This window comes from Mycolicibacterium sp. 624, from assembly GCF_040548615.1.
Classification (GTDB): Bacteria; Actinomycetota; Actinomycetes; order Mycobacteriales; family Mycobacteriaceae; genus Mycobacterium.
Map to the genome: position 1 here is coordinate 65,154 of NZ_JBEPRZ010000006.1, position 16,415 is coordinate 81,568.

The window sequence follows — 16,415 nt, forward strand, 5'->3', positions numbered from 1 at the left end:
AGTCTGAGACCTCAGACCGTGACACCCGAAGGGAGAGCTGTGCCCGAGATCGCTGCGATGCCCGTGGAGGACCGCACATGGATGGTCGACACGCTGCTCGCGCTGTTGCAGACGCCGAGCCCCTCGGGGCGCACCGATGCGGTGATGCAGCTGATCGGCGATCTGCTCGACGACATGGGCGTGCCCTTCCTGCTGACGCGCCGCGGTGCCTTGATGGCCGAACTGCCCGGCGAGTCGGACACCACGGATCGTGCGCTCGTCGTCCACGCCGACACCATCGGCTGCATGGTCCGGGCGTTGAAGGACAACGGGCGGCTCGAGCTGATCCCGGTGGGCACCTTCTCGGCGCGGTTCGCCACCGGGGCTCGCGTGCGCATCTTCTGCGACGATCCCGACGAGTTCATCACCGGAACGGTCATGCCGCTCAAGGCCAGCGGACACGCGTTCGGCGACGAGATCGACACGCAGCCCACCGACTGGGAGCACGTCGAGGTCCGCGTCGACCGCAGGGTCTCGTCGCGCGAGGACCTCGAGCGGCTCGGCGTCAACGTCGGTGACTTCGTCGCGTTCATCACGAGTCCCGAACTCACCGAGGACGGGTTCATCGTCTCCCGGCACCTTGACGGCAAGGCCGGTGTCGCGGTGGCGCTCGCGCTGGCGAAGAACTCCGCCGAGGGCAAGCTCGTGCTTCCGCACCGCACCACGATCATGGTGACCATCACCGAGGAGGTCGGTCACGGCGCCAGCCACGGGCTGCCGCCGGACGTCGCAGAACTCATCTCAGTGGACAACGCGGTGTGCGCTCCCGGGCAGCACTCGATGGAGGATGGCGTGACCATCCCGATGGCAGACCTGCACGGCCCCTTCGACTATCACCTCACCCGCAAGCTGTGCAGGCTCGCCGACGAGCACAAGATCCCCTATGCACGAGACGTGTTCCGGTACTACCGGTCCGATGCGGCCGCGGCGATCGAGGCGGGCGCGGAGACGCGAGCCGCGCTCGTCGGGTTCGGGCTGGACGGCAGCCACGGCTGGGAGCGCACCCACCTGGAGTCGCTGGAGGCCACCTACAACCTGCTGCACTGCTGGCTGCAGACGCCGCTCACGTTCGCGAAGTGGGACGCCCACCCGACCGGCAAACTGCGCGACTTCCCGTCCTCGAAGCAGCCCGCGCCCAGCGAGCAGTGGGTGCCACTGGCGCGTGGCGAGCACGCCGAGCCGGGTGACGTGTCGCCGGGGGAGCACTGGCCACCGGCGGAGGGCCCGCAGGCCTGATTGTGGCGCAGGGCACAATCGGGGGGTGCTGAGCCTCGAAGAGATCTCCGACCGCCTGGAAATTCAGCAGTTGCTCGTCGACTACTCGACTGCGATCGACACCCGCAAGTTCGACGATCTCGACCGCGTCTTCACCGAGGACGCCTATATCGACTATCGCGCGATGGGCGGTATCGACGGCCAGTTTCCCGACGTCAAGGCGTGGCTGGCGGAGGTCCTGCCGAACTTTCCCGCGTACTCGCACCTGATCGGCAACTTCGACGTGCGGATATCGGGGGACACGGCGTCATCGCGGGTGATCTGCTTCAACCCGATGACGCTCTCGGCCGACGGTCAGATCCTGTTCTGTGGGCTCTGGTACGACGACGAGTTCGTCCGCACCGATGCCGGCTGGCGGATGACGCGCCGGGTCGAGACCAAGTGCTTCGACAAGATCGTCTGAGCGCCGGCGCAGGGTCGTGGTCGCGATTTCTCTTTGACCAGCACGCTCTGGCAGAATGGGCGGCTGTCCGCCACCCGACCCGTTCTGAGCGATCCGCCTCCGGCTTCTCGCTGGGCGCTTGGGTGCCGGTCACACACGCAAGGCAAAACCGGACCGTGCACCCCGCACGTGTCGCTTGAATTGCAAGCGTGGCAATCACAGGAGAAGTAGCCCGATATGGCTGTCAAGATCAAACTCGCCCGCTTCGGCAAGATCCGCAACCCCCAGTACCGCATCTCCGTCGCTGACGCGCGCAACCGTCGCGATGGCCGATCCATCGAGGTCATCGGCCGGTACCACCCGAAGGAAGAGCCGAGCCTCATCGAGATCGACTCGGAGCGCGCGCAGTACTGGCTGGGCGTCGGCGCACAGCCGACCGAGCCCGTGCTGGCCCTGCTGAAGATCACGGGTGACTGGCAGAAGTTCAAGGGCCTGCCGGGTGCCGAGGGCACGCTGAAGGTCAAGGAGCCCAAGCCCAGCAAGCTCGACCTGTTCAACGCCGCGCTCGCCGCAGCGGATGACGCGCCCACGGGTGACGCGACCACGGCCAAGAAGAAGAAGGCTCCTGCCAAGAAGGCAGAGGAAGCCGCTCCTGAGGCCGCAGCCGAGCCCGCCGAGTCGGCGCCTGCCGAGTCCGAAGCACCCGCCGCCGAATGAGCACGGTCGTCGTCGACGCCGTTGAGCACCTCGTGCGCGGAATCGTCGACAACCCCGACGACGTTCGGGTCGATTTGGTGACCAACCGGCGCGGCCGGACCGTCGAGGTGCATGTGCACCCCGACGACCTGGGCAAGGTGATCGGCCGTGGTGGACGTACCGCGACTGCACTGCGCACGTTGGTGGCCGGCATCGGTGGCCGCGGCATCCGCGTCGACGTGGTTGACACCGACCAGTAGTACGGCAGGCAGTGGACCTCGTCGTCGGGCGAATCGCAAAGGCACACGGCATCACCGGTGAGGTTGTCGTCGACATCCGCACCGATGATCCCGCCGCACGTTTCTCGGCCGGGGCGACGTTGCGTGGCAGGGCTGCTCGCAACGGTCCCGAGCGCGACTTCACCATCGAGTCGGTCCGAGAGCACGCGGGACGGTTGTTGATTCGCCTGGCCGGGGTCGCCGACCGCAACGCCGCCGAGGCGTTGCGCGGCACCCTGTTCCTGGTTGACTCGACGAGTCTGCCGCCCATTGATGACCCCGACGAGTTCTACGACCACGAACTCGAGGGTCTGCTGGTGCGTACCGTCGCCGGTGCGGACGTGGGTGTCGTCGCCGAGGTGCTGCACACCGCGGCGGGGGAGTTGTTGTCGGTCAAGAACGAGGCCGGCGCCGAGATACTCGTCCCGTTCGTCGGCGCGATCGTGACGTCGGTGTCGCGGGAGAACCGCGTCATCGAGATCGAACCGCCCGACGGTCTGCTGGACCTGGACTCGATCTAGGTGCGCTGCCATGCGTATTGATGTCGTCACGATCTTCCCGGACTATCTCGATCCGCTCCGTCAGTCGTTGCCGGGCAGGGCGATCGAGGCGGGCATCGTCGATGTCGCCGTGCACGATCTGCGGCGCTGGACGCACGATGTGCACCGCTCGGTGGACGACTCGCCGTACGGCGGTGGTCCCGGCATGGTGATGAAGGCGCCCGTGTGGGGTGAGGCGCTCGATGAGATCTGTTCACCGGGAACGCTTCTCGTCGTTCCGACACCGGCGGGCCGGCTGTTCAAACAGGCCGACGCGCAGCGCTGGAGCACCGAGAGTCACCTGGTGTTCGCCTGCGGACGCTACGAGGGTATCGACCAGCGGGTGGCCGAGGATGCCGCACGCCGCATGCGGGTCGAGGAGGTGTCGATCGGTGACTACGTGCTGCCCGGCGGCGAGTCGGCGGCGCTGGTCATGATCGAGGCGGTGGTCCGGTTGATGCCTGAAGTTCTCGGCAATCCCGCTTCCCACCAGGACGATTCACACTCCGATGGTCTGCTCGAGGGGCCGAGCTACACCCGGCCACCGAGTTGGCGGGATCTCGACGTGCCCGCCGTACTCCTGTCGGGTGACCATGCGAAGTTGGCGGCGTGGCGCCGGGAGCAGTCACTGCAGCGCACGCGGGCCCGTCGCCCGGATCTGTTGGATCAGAGCCCGGATCTGCCGAACTAGACGTGCCCTTCGGGGAACATCGTCCTGACGGCCTGGGTGATGGTCTGGCGCGCGACGTCGGCGCTGGCGGGCTGCATGGAGCCGATGACCATGACATAGCGGCGGCTTGGGCCGATGACACCGGTGGACAGGTGCATCCAGTCGGCGCCGACACAGCACATCCAGCCCTGTTTGACCGCCACCGGTTCGCCGGGCAGACCCTCGGGAATGCCGAACCGCTGCGGGTACACACCGCCGGGCACCATTCCATCGACTGCCGTCGGCGTCGAGGCCGCCAGATTGGACAGGATGATGCTGGCCTGTTCGGGCGGTAACCCGCCGGTGCCTGCCATCAGCATGTCGTAGTAACGCACCAGGTCGGTCGCTGTGCTGACGGTGTTGAACCACCGCCCATTGTCCGGCGGACGCGTGGAGTCCAGCCCGTAGCGGGCAACGACTCGGTCGATGATCGCGCTGCCGTCGCTGCGGTTCCAGAACACCTCGGCGGCGCTGTCGTCGGAGGCTCGCAGCATGACGTCGAGCGATTTGCGGTCCTCGGGCGAGAGCGTGGTCTCGCCCTTGGACACCTGCAGCAGCAGGTCATCGGCGATGAAGAGCTTGACCACCGAGGCGATGGCGATCGACATGTCGTTGCCGTTGGTCACCAGCTGCCCGGTATTGCGGTCGAGGATCGCGGCCGTGATCTCGGCGCCGGCGTCGGCCGCCTCGTCAGTGGCGAGCTGCTCGCGTTGCGCCAGGCCGTTGAACGTCGCCGCCGGCTCGTCAGGGGGTGCGTCGGGAAGCGGGGCAATGCTGCCCAGCGGCGCGACGACGGTCAGCTGCGGTGCTTCGGGGTTCAGCGGCGGATTGCCATACACCTTGGCCTCACACCCTGCGGCCACCGTGACCACGGCTACCGTCGAAGCAGTGACCATCAGCAGCTTTGACGGCCGCCGGAACATGGTCCTCCTCGATTGAGTGGGTGGTCTCGACGTGAGGCGAGAACTCTCCTGAGCCTAGTCGTTCGGGCATGGCGCCGCGCTTCAACCTCGGCGGTGTCAGACAGCCACCGGAACGGTGCGATTTCGCCGGTGGGGGGGCCGTCTGGCACAATTGGGCAGTTGTCTGCGCACGACTAGGGCCAATTGGCCTCGGTGTGCTGCGGAAGGCATCTCGAACGTACGCCCAGGAGATCGGCTAGGTGCTGCGTCGCAACGCGACGAGCGACAGCCGGACCCACCACAACAAGGAAGTGTCCCCGATGAACACGCTGGACTTCGTCGACCAGACGTCGCTGCGCGACGACATTCCGACCTTTGGCCCCGGCGACACCGTGAACGTTCACGTGAAGGTCATCGAGGGCTCCAAGGAGCGCATCCAGGTCTTCAAGGGTGTCGTGCTGCGCCGCCAGGGCGGCGGTGTGCGCGAGACCTTCACCGTGCGCAAGGAGAGCTACGGCGTCGGTGTGGAGCGCACGTTCCCGGTGCACTCGCCCAACATCGATCACCTTGACGTCGTCACCCGCGGTGACGTCCGTCGCGCCAAGCTGTACTACCTGCGCGAGCTGCGGGGCAAGAAGGCGAAGATCAAGGAAAAGCGCTGACGTCGTCTTCCCACGGTCTTGACCGTTGGGTCGCCGGAGCGGCTCCGGCGGGGCGCGTCGCCCCGCCGGTCACTCTGACTACTCTGATGGCGTGACCGGACCCACCGACGCTGCCGATACCGCCGACACTGACGACACCAAGAGTGTCGACGACGTCGGCGAGGACAAGAGCGTCGACGACACCGACAGTGTCGAACACACGGATGACGAGCCGCCGAAGAAGAAGCACGGTGCGCTGCGCGAAGCCGCGATCCTGCTGACCATCGCGCTCGTCCTCTACTACGTGATGCTGACGTTCGTGGCCCGGCCGTACCTCATTCCGTCGGAGTCGATGGAGCCCACGCTGCACGGATGCCCCGGATGTGTGGGCGACCGGATCATGGTCGACAAGATGACCTACCGGTTCTCGTCGCCGGAACCGGGTGACGTCGTCGTCTTCAAGGGACCGCCGGCATGGAACGTCGGCTACAAGTCGATTCGCTCCGACAACCCCGCCGTCCGCTGGGTGCAGAACGCGTTGTCGTTCGTCGGCTTCGTGCCGCCCGACGAGAACGATCTGGTGAAGCGCATCATCGCCACCGGCGGGCAGACGGTGCAGTGCCGTGCCGACACCGGCCTCACCGTCGACAACAAGAAGCTCGTCGAGCCCTACCTGGATCCCGCCACGATGATGGCCGATCCCGCGGTCTACCCGTGCCTCGGCAACGAGTTCGGCCCGGTGACCGTGCCGAAGGATCGCGTGTGGGTGATGGGCGATAACCGCACCCACTCCGCGGACTCCCGGGCGCACTGCACCAACCTGCCCGCAGACGCTCAGCGCGGTCTGCTGTGCACCGGTGACCCGATGTCGGGCACCGTCCCGGTCGAGAACGTGATCGGCAAGGCGCGCTTCATCGCATGGCCCCCTGGGCGTTGGGGCGGCGTCAGCTCCTTCAACCCCCAGACGGCCAACCCCCAGGCCGCAGACCTTCAGACCGCGCAGTAGGAGAGACCGCTTTGCCGGCGAACTGGCCGCCCCGAACGGTGATTCGCAAGTCAGCGGGTCTCCGAACGCTCGAGTCGGCGCTGTATCGGGGTGGGCTCGGACCGGTGGCCGGTGTCGACGAGGTCGGTCGCGGTGCATGCGCGGGTCCGCTCGTGGTGGCGGCCTGCGTGCTCGGGCCGAATCGCCTGGAGAGCCTGGCCGCACTCGATGACTCGAAGAAGCTCACCGAGCGCGAGCGGGAGCGGCTGTTCCCCATCATTCGCCGCTATGCGCTGGCCTACCACGTGGTGTTCATCCCCTCGGTTGAGGTGGATCGTCGTGGTGTGCACATCGCCAACATCGAGGGCATGCGACGCGCGGTCGCGGGCCTGTCGCTGCGACCGGGGTATGTCCTCAGCGACGGTTTCCGCGTGCCCGGTCTGCCCGTGCCGTCACTGCCGGTGATCGGCGGTGACGCGGCGGCTGCGTGCATCGCGGCGGCCAGCGTGCTGGCCAAGGTGAGCCGCGACCGGCTGATGGTCGAGATGGAGCGCGAACACCCTGGTTACGGGTTCGCCGAGCACAAGGGTTACAGCACCGCCGCGCACACTGCAGCGCTCGCCGAGCTGGGTCCCTGCAGGGAGCACAGATACTCGTTCATCAATGTCCGCAGGATGGCCGTCATCGGGGCGGACCCGGCTATGGTGCCCGAAGGTGTGTCCGGCACCGGGTCGGGTGTGCCCGCCTCACCGGGTGGAGGAAAATCGGGAAAGATGAACGCCACACCGACAGAAGGATCGCGTAACCGATGAGTGCCGAGGATCTCGAGAAGTACGAAACCGAGATGGAACTCTCGCTGTACCGCGAATACAAGGACATCGTGGGGCAGTTCAGCTACGTCGTGGAGACGGAGCGACGGTTCTACCTGGCCAACAGCGTGGAGATGGTTCCCCGCAACGCCGACGGCGAGGTGTACTTCGAGCTGCGACTGGCTGACGCGTGGGTGTGGGACATGTATCGCCCCGCCCGGTTCGTCAAGCAGGTACGGGTGATCACCTTCAAGGACGTCAACATCGAAGAGGTGGAGAAGCCGGAGCTTCGGCTTCCCGAGTAACCATGACCTCTGACGATGACAGCCGCGTCGCCGTGGTCACCGGCGCGAGCCGGGGCGCCGGCCGCGGTATCGCCAACGCGCTACTGGCCTCGGGGTGGCGCGTCTACCTGACCGGCCGCACCATCACCGACACCGGTGACGGCGGTATTGCCGTCACGGTGGACCACCGCGACGATGCGCAGGTCGCCGCGCTGTTCGAGCGGGTCGCCGACGAGTCCGGCGGGCTGGACCTGCTGGTCAACAACGCCGCCGCGATTCACGATGAGTTGACCGGCTCGGAGCCGTTCTGGCGCAAGCCGCTGACGTTGGCCGATGTGCTCGACGTCGGCCTGAGATCCTCCTACGTCGCGTCCTGGCACGCGGCACCGCTTATGGTCGGCCGCGACCGCGCACTGATCGCGTTCACCTCATCGCCGGGATCGGTGTGCTACATGCATGGCCCCGCCTACGGCGCACAGAAGGCCGGTGTCGACAAGCTCGCCGCAGATATGGCCGTCGACTTCAAGGGGACCGGCGTGTGCACGGTGTCGATCTGGATGGGCATTCTGCTGACTGACAAGTTCCGCAGCGCCTTCGACGGGCACCCCGAAGCACTGGCCAAGACCGCGCAGCACGCCGAAACCCCGGAGTTCACCGGCTATTTGATCGACGCGCTGTATCGGGACCCGGCGCTGGCAGAGCTGACCGGGCAGACGGTCATCGGCGCCGAACTCGCATCGCGATACGGCATCACCGACGCCGACGGTCGCCAACCGCCGTCGCACCGGGACGCCCTCGGCAGCCCACGGACACCGTCCGCAGTGGTTATTCGCTGACATCCGGGTGAGGATTCAAGGATGCGCACCACACCGCAGTGCTGGCTCACCGATATGGATGGCGTCCTGGTCCGCGAGGAACACGCCCTGCCGGGTGCGGCCGAGTTCCTTCAGACGCTGACCGACAAGCAGCGGCCGTTCCTGGTGCTGACCAACAACTCGATCTTCACCCCGCGCGACCTCGCGGCCCGACTGGCGCGATCGGGTCTGACGGTGCCGGAGTGGGCGATCTGGACCTCGGCGCTGGCGACGGCGGCGTTCCTGCACGATCAGCTGCCAGGCGGATCGGCATACGTGATCGGCGAGGCCGGTCTCACCACGGCACTCCACGAGGTCGGGTACACGCTGACCGATATCGATCCCGACTTCGTCGTGCTGGGGGAGACGCGGACCTACTCGTTCGAGGCCATCACCAAGGCCATCCGGCTCATCCTCGGCGGTGCCCGCTTCATCGCGACCAACCCCGACGTCACCGGGCCGTCCGCCGAGGGACCGATGCCCGCGACGGGCTCCGTCGCTGCACTCATCACCAAGGCCACCGGACGCGAGCCGTACTTCGTCGGCAAGCCCAACCCCATGATGTTCCGCAGCGCGCTCAACCGCATCGAGGCGCACTCGGAGAACACCGTCATGGTGGGCGACCGGATGGACACCGACGTCGTCGCCGGTATCGAGGCGGGCCTGGAGACCATTCTGGTGCTGACGGGTTCGACGGACGTCGAAGATATCGAGCGCTACCCATTTCGGCCCAGCCGTGTTCTGGATTCGATCGCCGACGCCATCGATCTCGTCTGACCGATCTCATGTGACCGATCTCGTGTGACGTGGTGGCCGTGGGGGCGTCGACACGGCCGGACACCTGCCCAATATCGTTGGGCGCATGACTGACGGATTGCACGGCGGTGGTCCACTGGCCGGGGTACGGATCATCGAGATCTCGAGCTTCGTCGCGGTGCCGCTGGCAGGGATGACGCTGGCCCAGCTCGGCGCCGAGGTGATCCGCGTCGATCCGGTCGGCGGTGCCGCCGACTACAACCGCTGGCCGGTGACCGACGACGGTGACAGCATCTACTGGGCCGGACTGAACAAGGGCAAGCGGTCCGTGGCGGCCGACGTGCGATCGGCAGAGGGGCAGGATCTGATCCAGCGGCTGATCGCCGACGCAGGGATTCTGATCACGAACGTCGCAGGCCGAGAATGGCATTCGTACGAAACCCTGTTGAGGGTGCGGCCCGACCTGATCCACGTCGAGGTGTCCGGTCGTGCGGACGGCGGCACCGGGGTCGACTACACCGTCAACGCGGGCGTCGGGTTTCCGTTAGTGACCGGGCCCGCAGACCTGGCCGCCCCGGTCAACCACGTTCTGCCCGCGTGGGACGTGGCGTGTGGCATCTACGCGGCGCTGGCCGTCGTCAGCGCGCTGCGGCATCGCGACGCCACGGGGGAGGGACAGCGAATCTCCATCCCATTGGAGAACGTCGCGCTGGCCACCGCGGGCAATCTCAGCTTCCTCACCGAGGTCATGGTCAACGGCACGTCGCGACAACGGATCGGCAACTCCATCTACGGCCAGTACGGCCAGCACTTCACCAGCGGTGACGGCGAGTCCTTCATGATCGTCGCGCTGACCGGGCGGCACTTCCGGGACCTGACCGAACTCACCGGTACTTCGAAAGCCGTTGCTGCACTCGGTGACTCGCTCGGTGCTGACTTCGCTGACGAGGGTGACCGCTACCGGCACCGGGATGCGCTGACGGGTCTGTTCACCGTGTGGTTCACCGATCGCACGGCCGAGGAGGTGTCCCACGCACTGTCGGGGACATCGATCCTGTGGGAGCGGTACCGCACCTTCGCCGACGTGGTGGTCGACCCCAAGGTGACCGACAACCCGCTGTTCACCGAGTTGGACCAGCCCCGGATCGGGCGCTATCTGGCCCCCGGGCTGCCACTGTCGATCGACGGCATCTACCCGCCGGCCGTACCGGCGCCGGCGCTTGGCGATGACACCGTGGCCGTCCTGCGCGAGCGGTTGGGGCTGCGTGACGATGAGGTGCAGCACCTGTTGGATGCGGGGACGGTGGCGTGAGCGCGCTGTTGGACCTGCTCGACGTCAAGGCGGACGAGGGCGCCGGTAACTGGGTCGGCCCCGCAAGCGGCCCGGCGGGCAAGCGGTCGTTCGGCGGCCAGTTCATGGCGCAGAGCCTGGCGGCGGCGGCCCGCACGGTCGACCCGGCGAAACTGCCGACCAGCATGCATCTGCAGTTCCTGCGCGGCGGGGAGGCGGGCGAGGTCGTCGACTACGCCGTGACAACCGTCTTCGACGGGCGTACCGCGGCCGCCCGCCGGGTCGATGCCAGCCAGGCGGGTCGGCTGCTCACCACGGCCAGTGTGTCGTTCGCCGCGCCCATGGCTGGCCCCGAGCACGGCGTGGCGCCACCGGGGGATCCCGAGGCGCTGCCCCGCACCGGACCGGCGGGGCCAGCTCCGTCGATGCCGTTGGATGAGATCGACATTCGCATCTCCGACGACCGCCGCGACGGTGAGTTCGTGCGACGGCTGTGGTGGCGCGTCACCGTCCCGGTACCCGACGACGCACTGCTGCACACCGTCATCGCGGCCTACATCACCGACGTCTACATGATCGACCCGGCACTACAGGTGCACGGTTACTCCATGGCCGGCCGCACGCATCGCAGCGGCACCACCGACTCCTCGATCTGGTTTCACCGTCGGGTGCATGCCGACCGGTGGAATCTGTTGGAGACCCGGTCACCGGCCGCGGCGCGCGGGCGGGGCGTGATCACCGGGAGCCTGATCGGGGCCGACGGTGTCATCGCCGCGACCCTGGTCCAGGAGGGGCTCATCGCCGAGCGCGAGCCCGCGCCGCACGTCTGACCGGCCGCGGGTGCGACGACGGTTCCACGTCCGCACGAGGGTGACGAGCTGGGTCAGGAGCACTCCGACGATGACAGATGCCGTCACGCCCAACACCTTGTGGTCACCGAACAGCGGATAGACCTGGTAGTGCGTCAGGTAGATGAACAGTGACGCCTCGGCGATGATGCCCGCCGCCACGGTGAATGCCGACGGGCAGCGGATCGCGGGCAACCAGATCAACAACGCCAGGCCCACGAACACGAGCGCTTCACGGTCGGGGTTGCCGAAGTAGCCGACGATGCCGATGGCGAGGATCAGTGTCACCGCCGCACGCTGCCACGCGGTCGTGGACTTCGCCGCGGCCCAGCCGACCGCGAAGAACCAGAACGCCAGCACGGTGAACCACGCGTCGCGACCAAGGCCGAAACCGAAAACATCCCAACGCAACGCCAGGCCCAACCCCAGGAATGCCAGCGCGATTCCGAACGGCCAGCGCCGCTCGGCCCGGTCGAAGATCGGTGTACAGCACACCAGCGCCAACGCGACGAGGGTCCACACCACGATCTCGACGAACCACAGTCGTCCGGCTGTCATGCTGTCGGCCGGCCCCAGGAACTTGTTGGCCAGCAACAGGTTCGACGCGGTGTAGTCGTTGGTGATGATCAGCGCCACGGCCACCCAGATGATCGCAGGCACGGCGATCCACGCGATGGTGTTGCGCAGGTGTCGCGTACGGTCGCCGCGTGGCAGGGGAGTGAGGCAGAACCGGCCGAAGTTGTAGCCGGCGATGCCGAGCAGTATGTGCGCACCGCCCCACACCGTGTACAGCTCGGCGTGGGAGATGACCACGAGAATGATCGCCGCGGCGCGCAGCGCGACGCTGGTCTCCAGTGTCGCGCCCCACCACCGTCGGGGGCGGGTGGTGGTCTGCAGGTCCCGCAGCGAGATCCGCTGCCAGTCCGACGGCAGGTGTCCGAGCGCTCGTTCCAGGCGCACCGACATGGCGACATACGACAACGAGTTGCCACCCAGATCGACGAAGCTCTGGCCCGGATCGATCGACGCCTCATCGATCTGCAGCACGTCGGCGAACAGACCGCGCAGGTCCAATCGCTGTGCATCGGGTGCTGCGCGGTCGGCGGCGAGTTCGGCCAACCGTGGGTAGTCCGGCTTGCCGGAGGACAGCCGCGGCACCTCGTCGACGTCGACGACGCGGATGGCGGCGCGCGGCAGACCGGACGCGTCGGCGGCCAGCTGCGCCACGTCGCCGCGGGCCCGCACCGCCGCCGTGCACGTGGGCCGCACCGCGGCCGTGTCCATCTGCCGCACCGCGGCGACCAGCAGCAGGCCGTCGCCGTCGGTGCAGATGGCCTCGATGCCTGCGGCCTGCAGCGCCGACTCGACTCGCTGCAGGTCGATCCGCAGCCCGTACAGCTTCACGAAACGGCTGCTGCGCCCGACCACTTCGTAGACTCCGTCTGCGCCCGCGCGGGCGATATCGCCGGTGCGAAGTTCCTCGACGGTGCGGCCCATGGCCAGATCGGCCGTTTCGTGTGCGTAGCCCAGCATGACGTTGGGACCCCGATAGATGAGTTCGCCGACGTCATCGGCCATACCGTCGATCGGCTCGATGGAGAACGATCCACCGGGGATCGGGATGCCGATCGAACCGGGGTGATCATGGGCGAGTTCCGGTGGCAGATAAGCCATCCGCGCGGTGGCCTCGGTCGCCCCGTACATGACGAACAGCTGCCAGCCCCTGGCCTGGCCGAGCGCGGCGTATCGGCGGACCAGATCGGGTGCCAACCGGCCACCGGCTTGTGTGACGTAGCGCAGATGCGGCAGCGTCATGTCCTCGAAGCCGATCCGTTCGAGCAGGTCGAAGGTGTGTGGCACACCCGCGAACGACGTTGCGGCATGGCGTTGCAACAGATCCCAGAACCCGTCGTCCACGACCGAGTGTTCACTGAGGATCAGCCCGGCGCCGCGAAGGAGGTGGCTGTGGATCACCGACAGGCCGTAGCAGTACGACATCGGCAGCGTTGTCATCGCCCGATCGCCTGCGCCGATGTCGAGGTAGGTGGCGATCGCCTCGGCGTTGGCGTTCAGGTTGTCGCGCGACAGCCGCACCAGCTTCGGTGAGCCCGTACTGCCCGATGTCGACAGCAGCAGCGCCAGATCGGGATGGAGGTCATGCCGCGGACGGTGGCGGTACTCGACGGTGCCATCGGCCACGATGGTGTCGGGATCGTATGCGTCGACCACCGCCGTCACATCACCGTCGGCCGGAATCGGCAGCACCACATGCCTGCCCGCGAGTGCGGCCAGATAGGTGATGAGCGTGGACAGATCGTTGCGGGTCTCGAGCACGAGCAGCCGGCGTCGACGGCCGAGTTCGGCCGTTCGCGCGGCGACCCGGTCCGCGAGTTCGGCGTAGGTGAGCTTCCCGTCGTGGGTGTGGGCCTCATCGGTGAACACCGCGATCTGATCGCCGAATGACGCGAGATGCTCGACGAGCCGGTCGAACATCATCACGGTTGGTCGTCGCCGAACACGACTGCGGCACCGTTGACATGGATGCGGACCTTGGCGTCAACCGATGGCGGGGCGACGCTGTGCTGGCGGACCGTGACGGGTTCGGTGTCACCGCCGAGATCGACGGTCAGCAGCACGTCGTGACCGCGGAACTCCGAGGCGAGCACCGTGGCCAGGCCGACGGCGGGTGCCTCGTGGTCGGAGACCACGGTGGCGACCAGCTGCTCCGGGCGCAGCATCAGCGTGGCAGGGCCGGCGACGCCCGTCGTGCGTACCGGCAGACGGCCCAACACGCTCTCCGCGGTGTCACCGGACACGGTGCACGGCAACAGCACACAGTCGCCAAGGAACTCGGCGGTGAACCGGTCGTGGGGTTCGAGGTAGACCTCTTGTGGCGTACCGACCTTGGTGAAACGCCCGTTGCGCATCACCGCGACCTGGTCGGCGATCGACAGGGCCTCCTCCTGGTCGTGGGTGACCAGTAGTGTCGTCACACCCGCATCGGAGAGCAGCTTCGCGACGGCCTTGCGGGTGGACGCGCGGAGGCCGGTGTCCAGGGCGCTGAAGGGTTCGTCGAGCAGCATGAGTGCGGGCTGACGGGCCAGCGCGCGCGCCAGCGCGACACGCTGCTGCTGACCGCCGGACAGTTCGTGTGGCCTGCGCCGAGCGTAGGACCCGTCGAGCGACACCGTGGCCAGCAGTTCGTCGACCCGGGTGGTGACGTTGCGTGCGGGGCCGTCGAGCCCGTAGGCGATGTTCTGGCCGACCGTGAGGTGCGGGAACAGCGCGCCGTCCTGTGCGACGTAACCAACATCGCGCCGGTGCGCCGGAACACAGCGGCCGGAGTCGGCCACCTGGCGCCCGGCAATGGAAACGCTTCCCGCGTCGGGTGTCTCGAATCCGGCGACCAGCCGCAACAGCGTTGTCTTGCCGCATCCGGAGGCGCCGACGACGGCGGTGATGGTGCCCGTGCGCACGGCGAGGTCAACCTCGTGCAGCACGGTGTTGCCGCCGAACGACTTGGCGAGCCCCGCCACCTCCAACGCGTTGTCGTTCACAGGGCAGCCGCCTTCGTCGATTGCTTGAAGAGCACGACCGTCACCGGGACGGACAGTGCGACCATCAGGAATGCGTACGGTGCCGCGCCTGCATAGTCCAATTCGCTTGACAGTGACCAGAATCGCATCGCCAGGGTATTGGTCCCGGTGGGCGCCAACAGCAGGGTGGCCGTCAGTTCGGTGGCGACGGCAACGAACACCAGCGACGCGCCGGCTGCGGCCGCCGGTGCCGTGAGTCGCATCGTCACCCGCAGGAACGTCCACGTCGGCGACACCCCGAGGGACCGAGACGCCTCCTCCAGACCCGGTGGCACCTGCGCCAGGCCCGATCTCAGGTTCACCATGGCCCGCGGCAGGAACAGCAGCACATAGGCGGCCAACACCAGCGACACCGTCTGATAGAGCGGCGGCGCATAGCGAATCGCCACCGTCACGAGAGCGAGTGCGGTGACGATGCCGGGCATGGAACTCGTGATGAAGTTGGAGCCCTCGACGAAGCGGGCGAAGAACCCGCTGTAGCGCACGGCAACCCAGGCGAACGGGAAGGCGAGCACGGTCGTCAGCGCCGCGGCCACGGCTGCCAGGCCGACCGTCTGCAGGGTGGATGTCACGATGTCGCTGGAGGTCCAGGCCTGGGTCCCACCGATCCACAACCACCGCAGGATGGTCCACACGGGCACGCCGAGCGCGAGCACGGCCAGTGCGATCAGGCCCACGTTGGCGGGTATCGCCCACGCGCCGAGCTGGCGTGGCGCCGACGCGCGTTGGGCGCCGGAGCCGATCCGCGCGTAGCGCGCGTTACCGCGCGCCGCGGACTCTCCGACGATGAGCACCAGGCACAGCAGGATCAGCACAGCGGCCAGCGTGCTGCCCGCGGCACCGTTGAAGGTCGCCTGGAACTGCTCGAATATCGCCGTTGTGAACGTCGAGAAGCGCAGCATCGCGAACGCGCCGTACTCGGCCAGCAGGTGGACGGCGATGAGCAGCGCACCGCCGAGAACCGCCAGCCGCAGCTGGGGGAGCACCACGCGCCAGAAGACGGCCACCGGGCTGGACCCCAGTGCGCGTGCGGACTCCTCGATGGCGGGGTCGAGACGACGCAACGTGGCTGCCACCGGGACGTAGGCGAACGGGAAGTAGGACATGCTCGCCACCAGCACACCGGCCCAGAAACCGTGCAGCGTCGGCACGACGCTGACCCAGGCGTAGCTGTTGATGAAGGCGGGAACCGCCAGCGGTGCCACGAACAACGGTCGCCAGATCGCGCGACCGGGCAGATCGGTGCGCTCCACCAGCCAGGCCGTGGCGACACCGACCAGCAGGCAGATCGGCACCGTCACCACGACGAGTCCAACAGTGTTGACCAGGAGTTCGCCGACGCGCGGGCGGGCGAGTAGTTCGTAGACCTGGGCCGGTCCCATCGACACTATCGACCAGGCGACGAAGCCGATGGGCACGAATGTCGCGAGCACCAGGAGGACGACGCCCGCGGTGATGACCGGGCCTGGCCGTGAGGTACCGGACGCGGCGGTCGGCGCTGTGTCGGGAATCGTCTCGGCGGTGACCACCT

At 67.5% G+C, this 16,415-nt stretch carries 17 protein-coding genes and 1 pseudogene; 14 read left to right on the forward strand and 4 right to left on the reverse strand.

Annotated elements, in window-relative coordinates:
* Positions 1 to 39: 39 nt before the first annotated feature.
* The 6 genes from ABIA65_RS22645 to trmD all read left to right on the forward strand — a co-directional run bounded on the left by ABIA65_RS22645 (position 40) and on the right by trmD (position 3,900).
* On the forward strand, positions 40 to 1,275 hold the full coding sequence (locus tag ABIA65_RS22645) for an osmoprotectant NAGGN system M42 family peptidase (protein WP_354524968.1): 1,236 nt from the start codon (positions 40 to 42) through the stop codon (positions 1,273 to 1,275).
* Between the two features lie 25 nt (positions 1,276 to 1,300).
* Positions 1,301 to 1,717 carry a nuclear transport factor 2 family protein gene (locus ABIA65_RS22650; RefSeq protein ID WP_354524969.1) on the forward strand — a complete coding sequence of 139 codons (417 nt, stop codon included), beginning with the start codon at positions 1,301 to 1,303 and terminating at the stop codon, positions 1,715 to 1,717.
* Positions 1,718 to 1,933: 216 nt separating this feature from the next.
* Positions 1,934 to 2,413, forward strand: coding sequence for a 30S ribosomal protein S16 (gene rpsP / locus ABIA65_RS22655; protein ID WP_241399799.1), 480 nt, complete (start codon positions 1,934 to 1,936; stop codon positions 2,411 to 2,413).
* Positions 2,410 to 2,652 (forward strand): RNA-binding protein, encoded by a 243-nt coding sequence (locus ABIA65_RS22660; protein ID WP_056548932.1) that lies wholly within the window; start codon positions 2,410 to 2,412, stop codon positions 2,650 to 2,652. The genes rpsP and ABIA65_RS22660 overlap by 4 nt, the downstream gene beginning before the upstream one ends.
* An 11-nt stretch (positions 2,653 to 2,663) precedes the next feature.
* Positions 2,664 to 3,191 (forward strand): ribosome maturation factor RimM, encoded by a 528-nt coding sequence (gene rimM / locus ABIA65_RS22665; protein WP_241399797.1) that lies wholly within the window; start codon positions 2,664 to 2,666, stop codon positions 3,189 to 3,191.
* A 10-nt stretch (positions 3,192 to 3,201) separates the two neighbouring features.
* The gene (gene trmD / locus ABIA65_RS22670) at positions 3,202 to 3,900 is read left to right on the forward strand and encodes a tRNA (guanosine(37)-N1)-methyltransferase TrmD (protein WP_354524970.1); all 699 of its coding nucleotides are present in this window, start codon (positions 3,202 to 3,204) and stop codon (positions 3,898 to 3,900) included.
* Here trmD and ABIA65_RS22675 read toward each other — a convergent pair.
* The gene (locus ABIA65_RS22675) at positions 3,897 to 4,841 is read right to left on the reverse strand and encodes a serine hydrolase (protein ID WP_241399793.1); all 945 of its coding nucleotides are present in this window, start codon (positions 4,839 to 4,841) and stop codon (positions 3,897 to 3,899) included. The two genes, trmD and ABIA65_RS22675, sit on opposite strands and share 4 nt — an antisense overlap.
* A gap of 299 nt (positions 4,842 to 5,140) precedes the next feature.
* Between ABIA65_RS22675 and rplS the strand changes: the two genes are divergently transcribed.
* The 8 genes and pseudogenes from rplS to ABIA65_RS22715 form a co-directional block, all read left to right on the forward strand.
* Positions 5,141 to 5,482: a 50S ribosomal protein L19 gene (gene rplS / locus ABIA65_RS22680; protein ID WP_163798073.1), complete on the forward strand. Its 342-nt coding sequence runs from the start codon at positions 5,141 to 5,143 to the stop codon at positions 5,480 to 5,482.
* Positions 5,483 to 5,573: 91 nt separating this feature from the next.
* Entirely contained in the window at positions 5,574 to 6,467 is an 894-nt protein-coding gene (gene lepB / locus ABIA65_RS22685) for a signal peptidase I (protein ID WP_241399792.1), read from the forward strand.
* Between the two features lie 11 nt (positions 6,468 to 6,478).
* Positions 6,479 to 7,258 (forward strand): ribonuclease HII, encoded by a 780-nt coding sequence (locus ABIA65_RS22690; RefSeq protein WP_241399791.1) that lies wholly within the window; start codon positions 6,479 to 6,481, stop codon positions 7,256 to 7,258.
* A complete protein-coding gene (locus ABIA65_RS22695) occupies positions 7,255 to 7,560 on the forward strand; it encodes a DUF2469 domain-containing protein (RefSeq protein WP_066983311.1) in 306 nt (101 codons plus the stop codon). Before ABIA65_RS22690 ends, ABIA65_RS22695 begins: the two co-directional genes overlap by 4 nt.
* A gap of 2 nt (positions 7,561 to 7,562) precedes the next feature.
* On the forward strand, positions 7,563 to 8,375 hold the full coding sequence (locus ABIA65_RS22700) for an SDR family NAD(P)-dependent oxidoreductase (RefSeq protein WP_354524971.1): 813 nt from the start codon (positions 7,563 to 7,565) through the stop codon (positions 8,373 to 8,375).
* A gap of 21 nt (positions 8,376 to 8,396) precedes the next feature.
* Positions 8,397 to 9,170: an HAD-IIA family hydrolase gene (locus tag ABIA65_RS22705; protein WP_241399789.1), complete on the forward strand. Its 774-nt coding sequence runs from the start codon at positions 8,397 to 8,399 to the stop codon at positions 9,168 to 9,170.
* Positions 9,171 to 9,255: 85 nt separating this feature from the next.
* Positions 9,256 to 10,461 (forward strand): CoA transferase, encoded by a 1,206-nt coding sequence (locus ABIA65_RS22710; protein ID WP_354524972.1) that lies wholly within the window; start codon positions 9,256 to 9,258, stop codon positions 10,459 to 10,461.
* A pseudogene (locus ABIA65_RS22715) lies at positions 10,458 to 11,264 on the forward strand (acyl-CoA thioesterase); the annotation flags it as partial. The gene ABIA65_RS22710 and the pseudogene ABIA65_RS22715, both read left to right, overlap by 4 nt.
* Here the strand turns inward: ABIA65_RS22715 and ABIA65_RS22720 are convergent.
* Genes ABIA65_RS22720 through ABIA65_RS22730 form a run of 3 tightly spaced genes read right to left on the reverse strand, consistent with a single transcriptional unit; the run spans position 11,145 to position 16,413 of the window.
* Positions 11,145 to 13,784 (reverse strand): AMP-binding protein, encoded by a 2,640-nt coding sequence (locus tag ABIA65_RS22720; RefSeq protein WP_354525206.1) that lies wholly within the window; start codon positions 13,782 to 13,784, stop codon positions 11,145 to 11,147. The pseudogene ABIA65_RS22715 and the gene ABIA65_RS22720 overlap by 120 nt on opposite strands.
* Positions 13,784 to 14,845 carry an ABC transporter ATP-binding protein gene (locus ABIA65_RS22725; protein ID WP_241399787.1) on the reverse strand — a complete coding sequence of 354 codons (1,062 nt, stop codon included), beginning with the start codon at positions 14,843 to 14,845 and terminating at the stop codon, positions 13,784 to 13,786. Before ABIA65_RS22725 ends, ABIA65_RS22720 begins: the two co-directional genes overlap by 1 nt.
* Positions 14,842 to 16,413: an ABC transporter permease gene (locus tag ABIA65_RS22730; protein ID WP_354524973.1), complete on the reverse strand. Its 1,572-nt coding sequence runs from the start codon at positions 16,411 to 16,413 to the stop codon at positions 14,842 to 14,844. Before ABIA65_RS22730 ends, ABIA65_RS22725 begins: the two co-directional genes overlap by 4 nt.
* Positions 16,414 to 16,415 lie beyond the last annotated feature (2 nt).

What these genes read in the sequence shown, in the direction of transcription:
- rpsP (WP_241399799.1), top strand. Translation starts at nt 1,934, where the DNA reads ATGGCTGTCAAGATCAAACTCGCCCGCTTCGGCAAGATCCGCAACCCC.
- ABIA65_RS22660 (WP_056548932.1), top strand. Translation starts at nt 2,410, where the DNA reads ATGAGCACGGTCGTCGTCGACGCCGTTGAGCACCTCGTGCGCGGAATC.
- trmD (WP_354524970.1), top strand. Translation starts at nt 3,202, where the DNA reads ATGCGTATTGATGTCGTCACGATCTTCCCGGACTATCTCGATCCGCTC.
- ABIA65_RS22675 (WP_241399793.1), bottom strand. Translation starts at nt 4,841, where the DNA reads ATGTTCCGGCGGCCGTCAAAGCTGCTGATGGTCACTGCTTCGACGGTA.
- rplS (WP_163798073.1), top strand. Translation starts at nt 5,141, where the DNA reads ATGAACACGCTGGACTTCGTCGACCAGACGTCGCTGCGCGACGACATT.
- ABIA65_RS22695 (WP_066983311.1), top strand. Translation starts at nt 7,255, where the DNA reads ATGAGTGCCGAGGATCTCGAGAAGTACGAAACCGAGATGGAACTCTCG.
- ABIA65_RS22700 (WP_354524971.1), top strand. Translation starts at nt 7,563, where the DNA reads ATGACCTCTGACGATGACAGCCGCGTCGCCGTGGTCACCGGCGCGAGC.
- ABIA65_RS22705 (WP_241399789.1), top strand. Translation starts at nt 8,397, where the DNA reads ATGCGCACCACACCGCAGTGCTGGCTCACCGATATGGATGGCGTCCTG.
- ABIA65_RS22710 (WP_354524972.1), top strand. Translation starts at nt 9,256, where the DNA reads ATGACTGACGGATTGCACGGCGGTGGTCCACTGGCCGGGGTACGGATC.
- ABIA65_RS22720 (WP_354525206.1), bottom strand. Translation starts at nt 13,784, where the DNA reads ATGATGTTCGACCGGCTCGTCGAGCATCTCGCGTCATTCGGCGATCAG.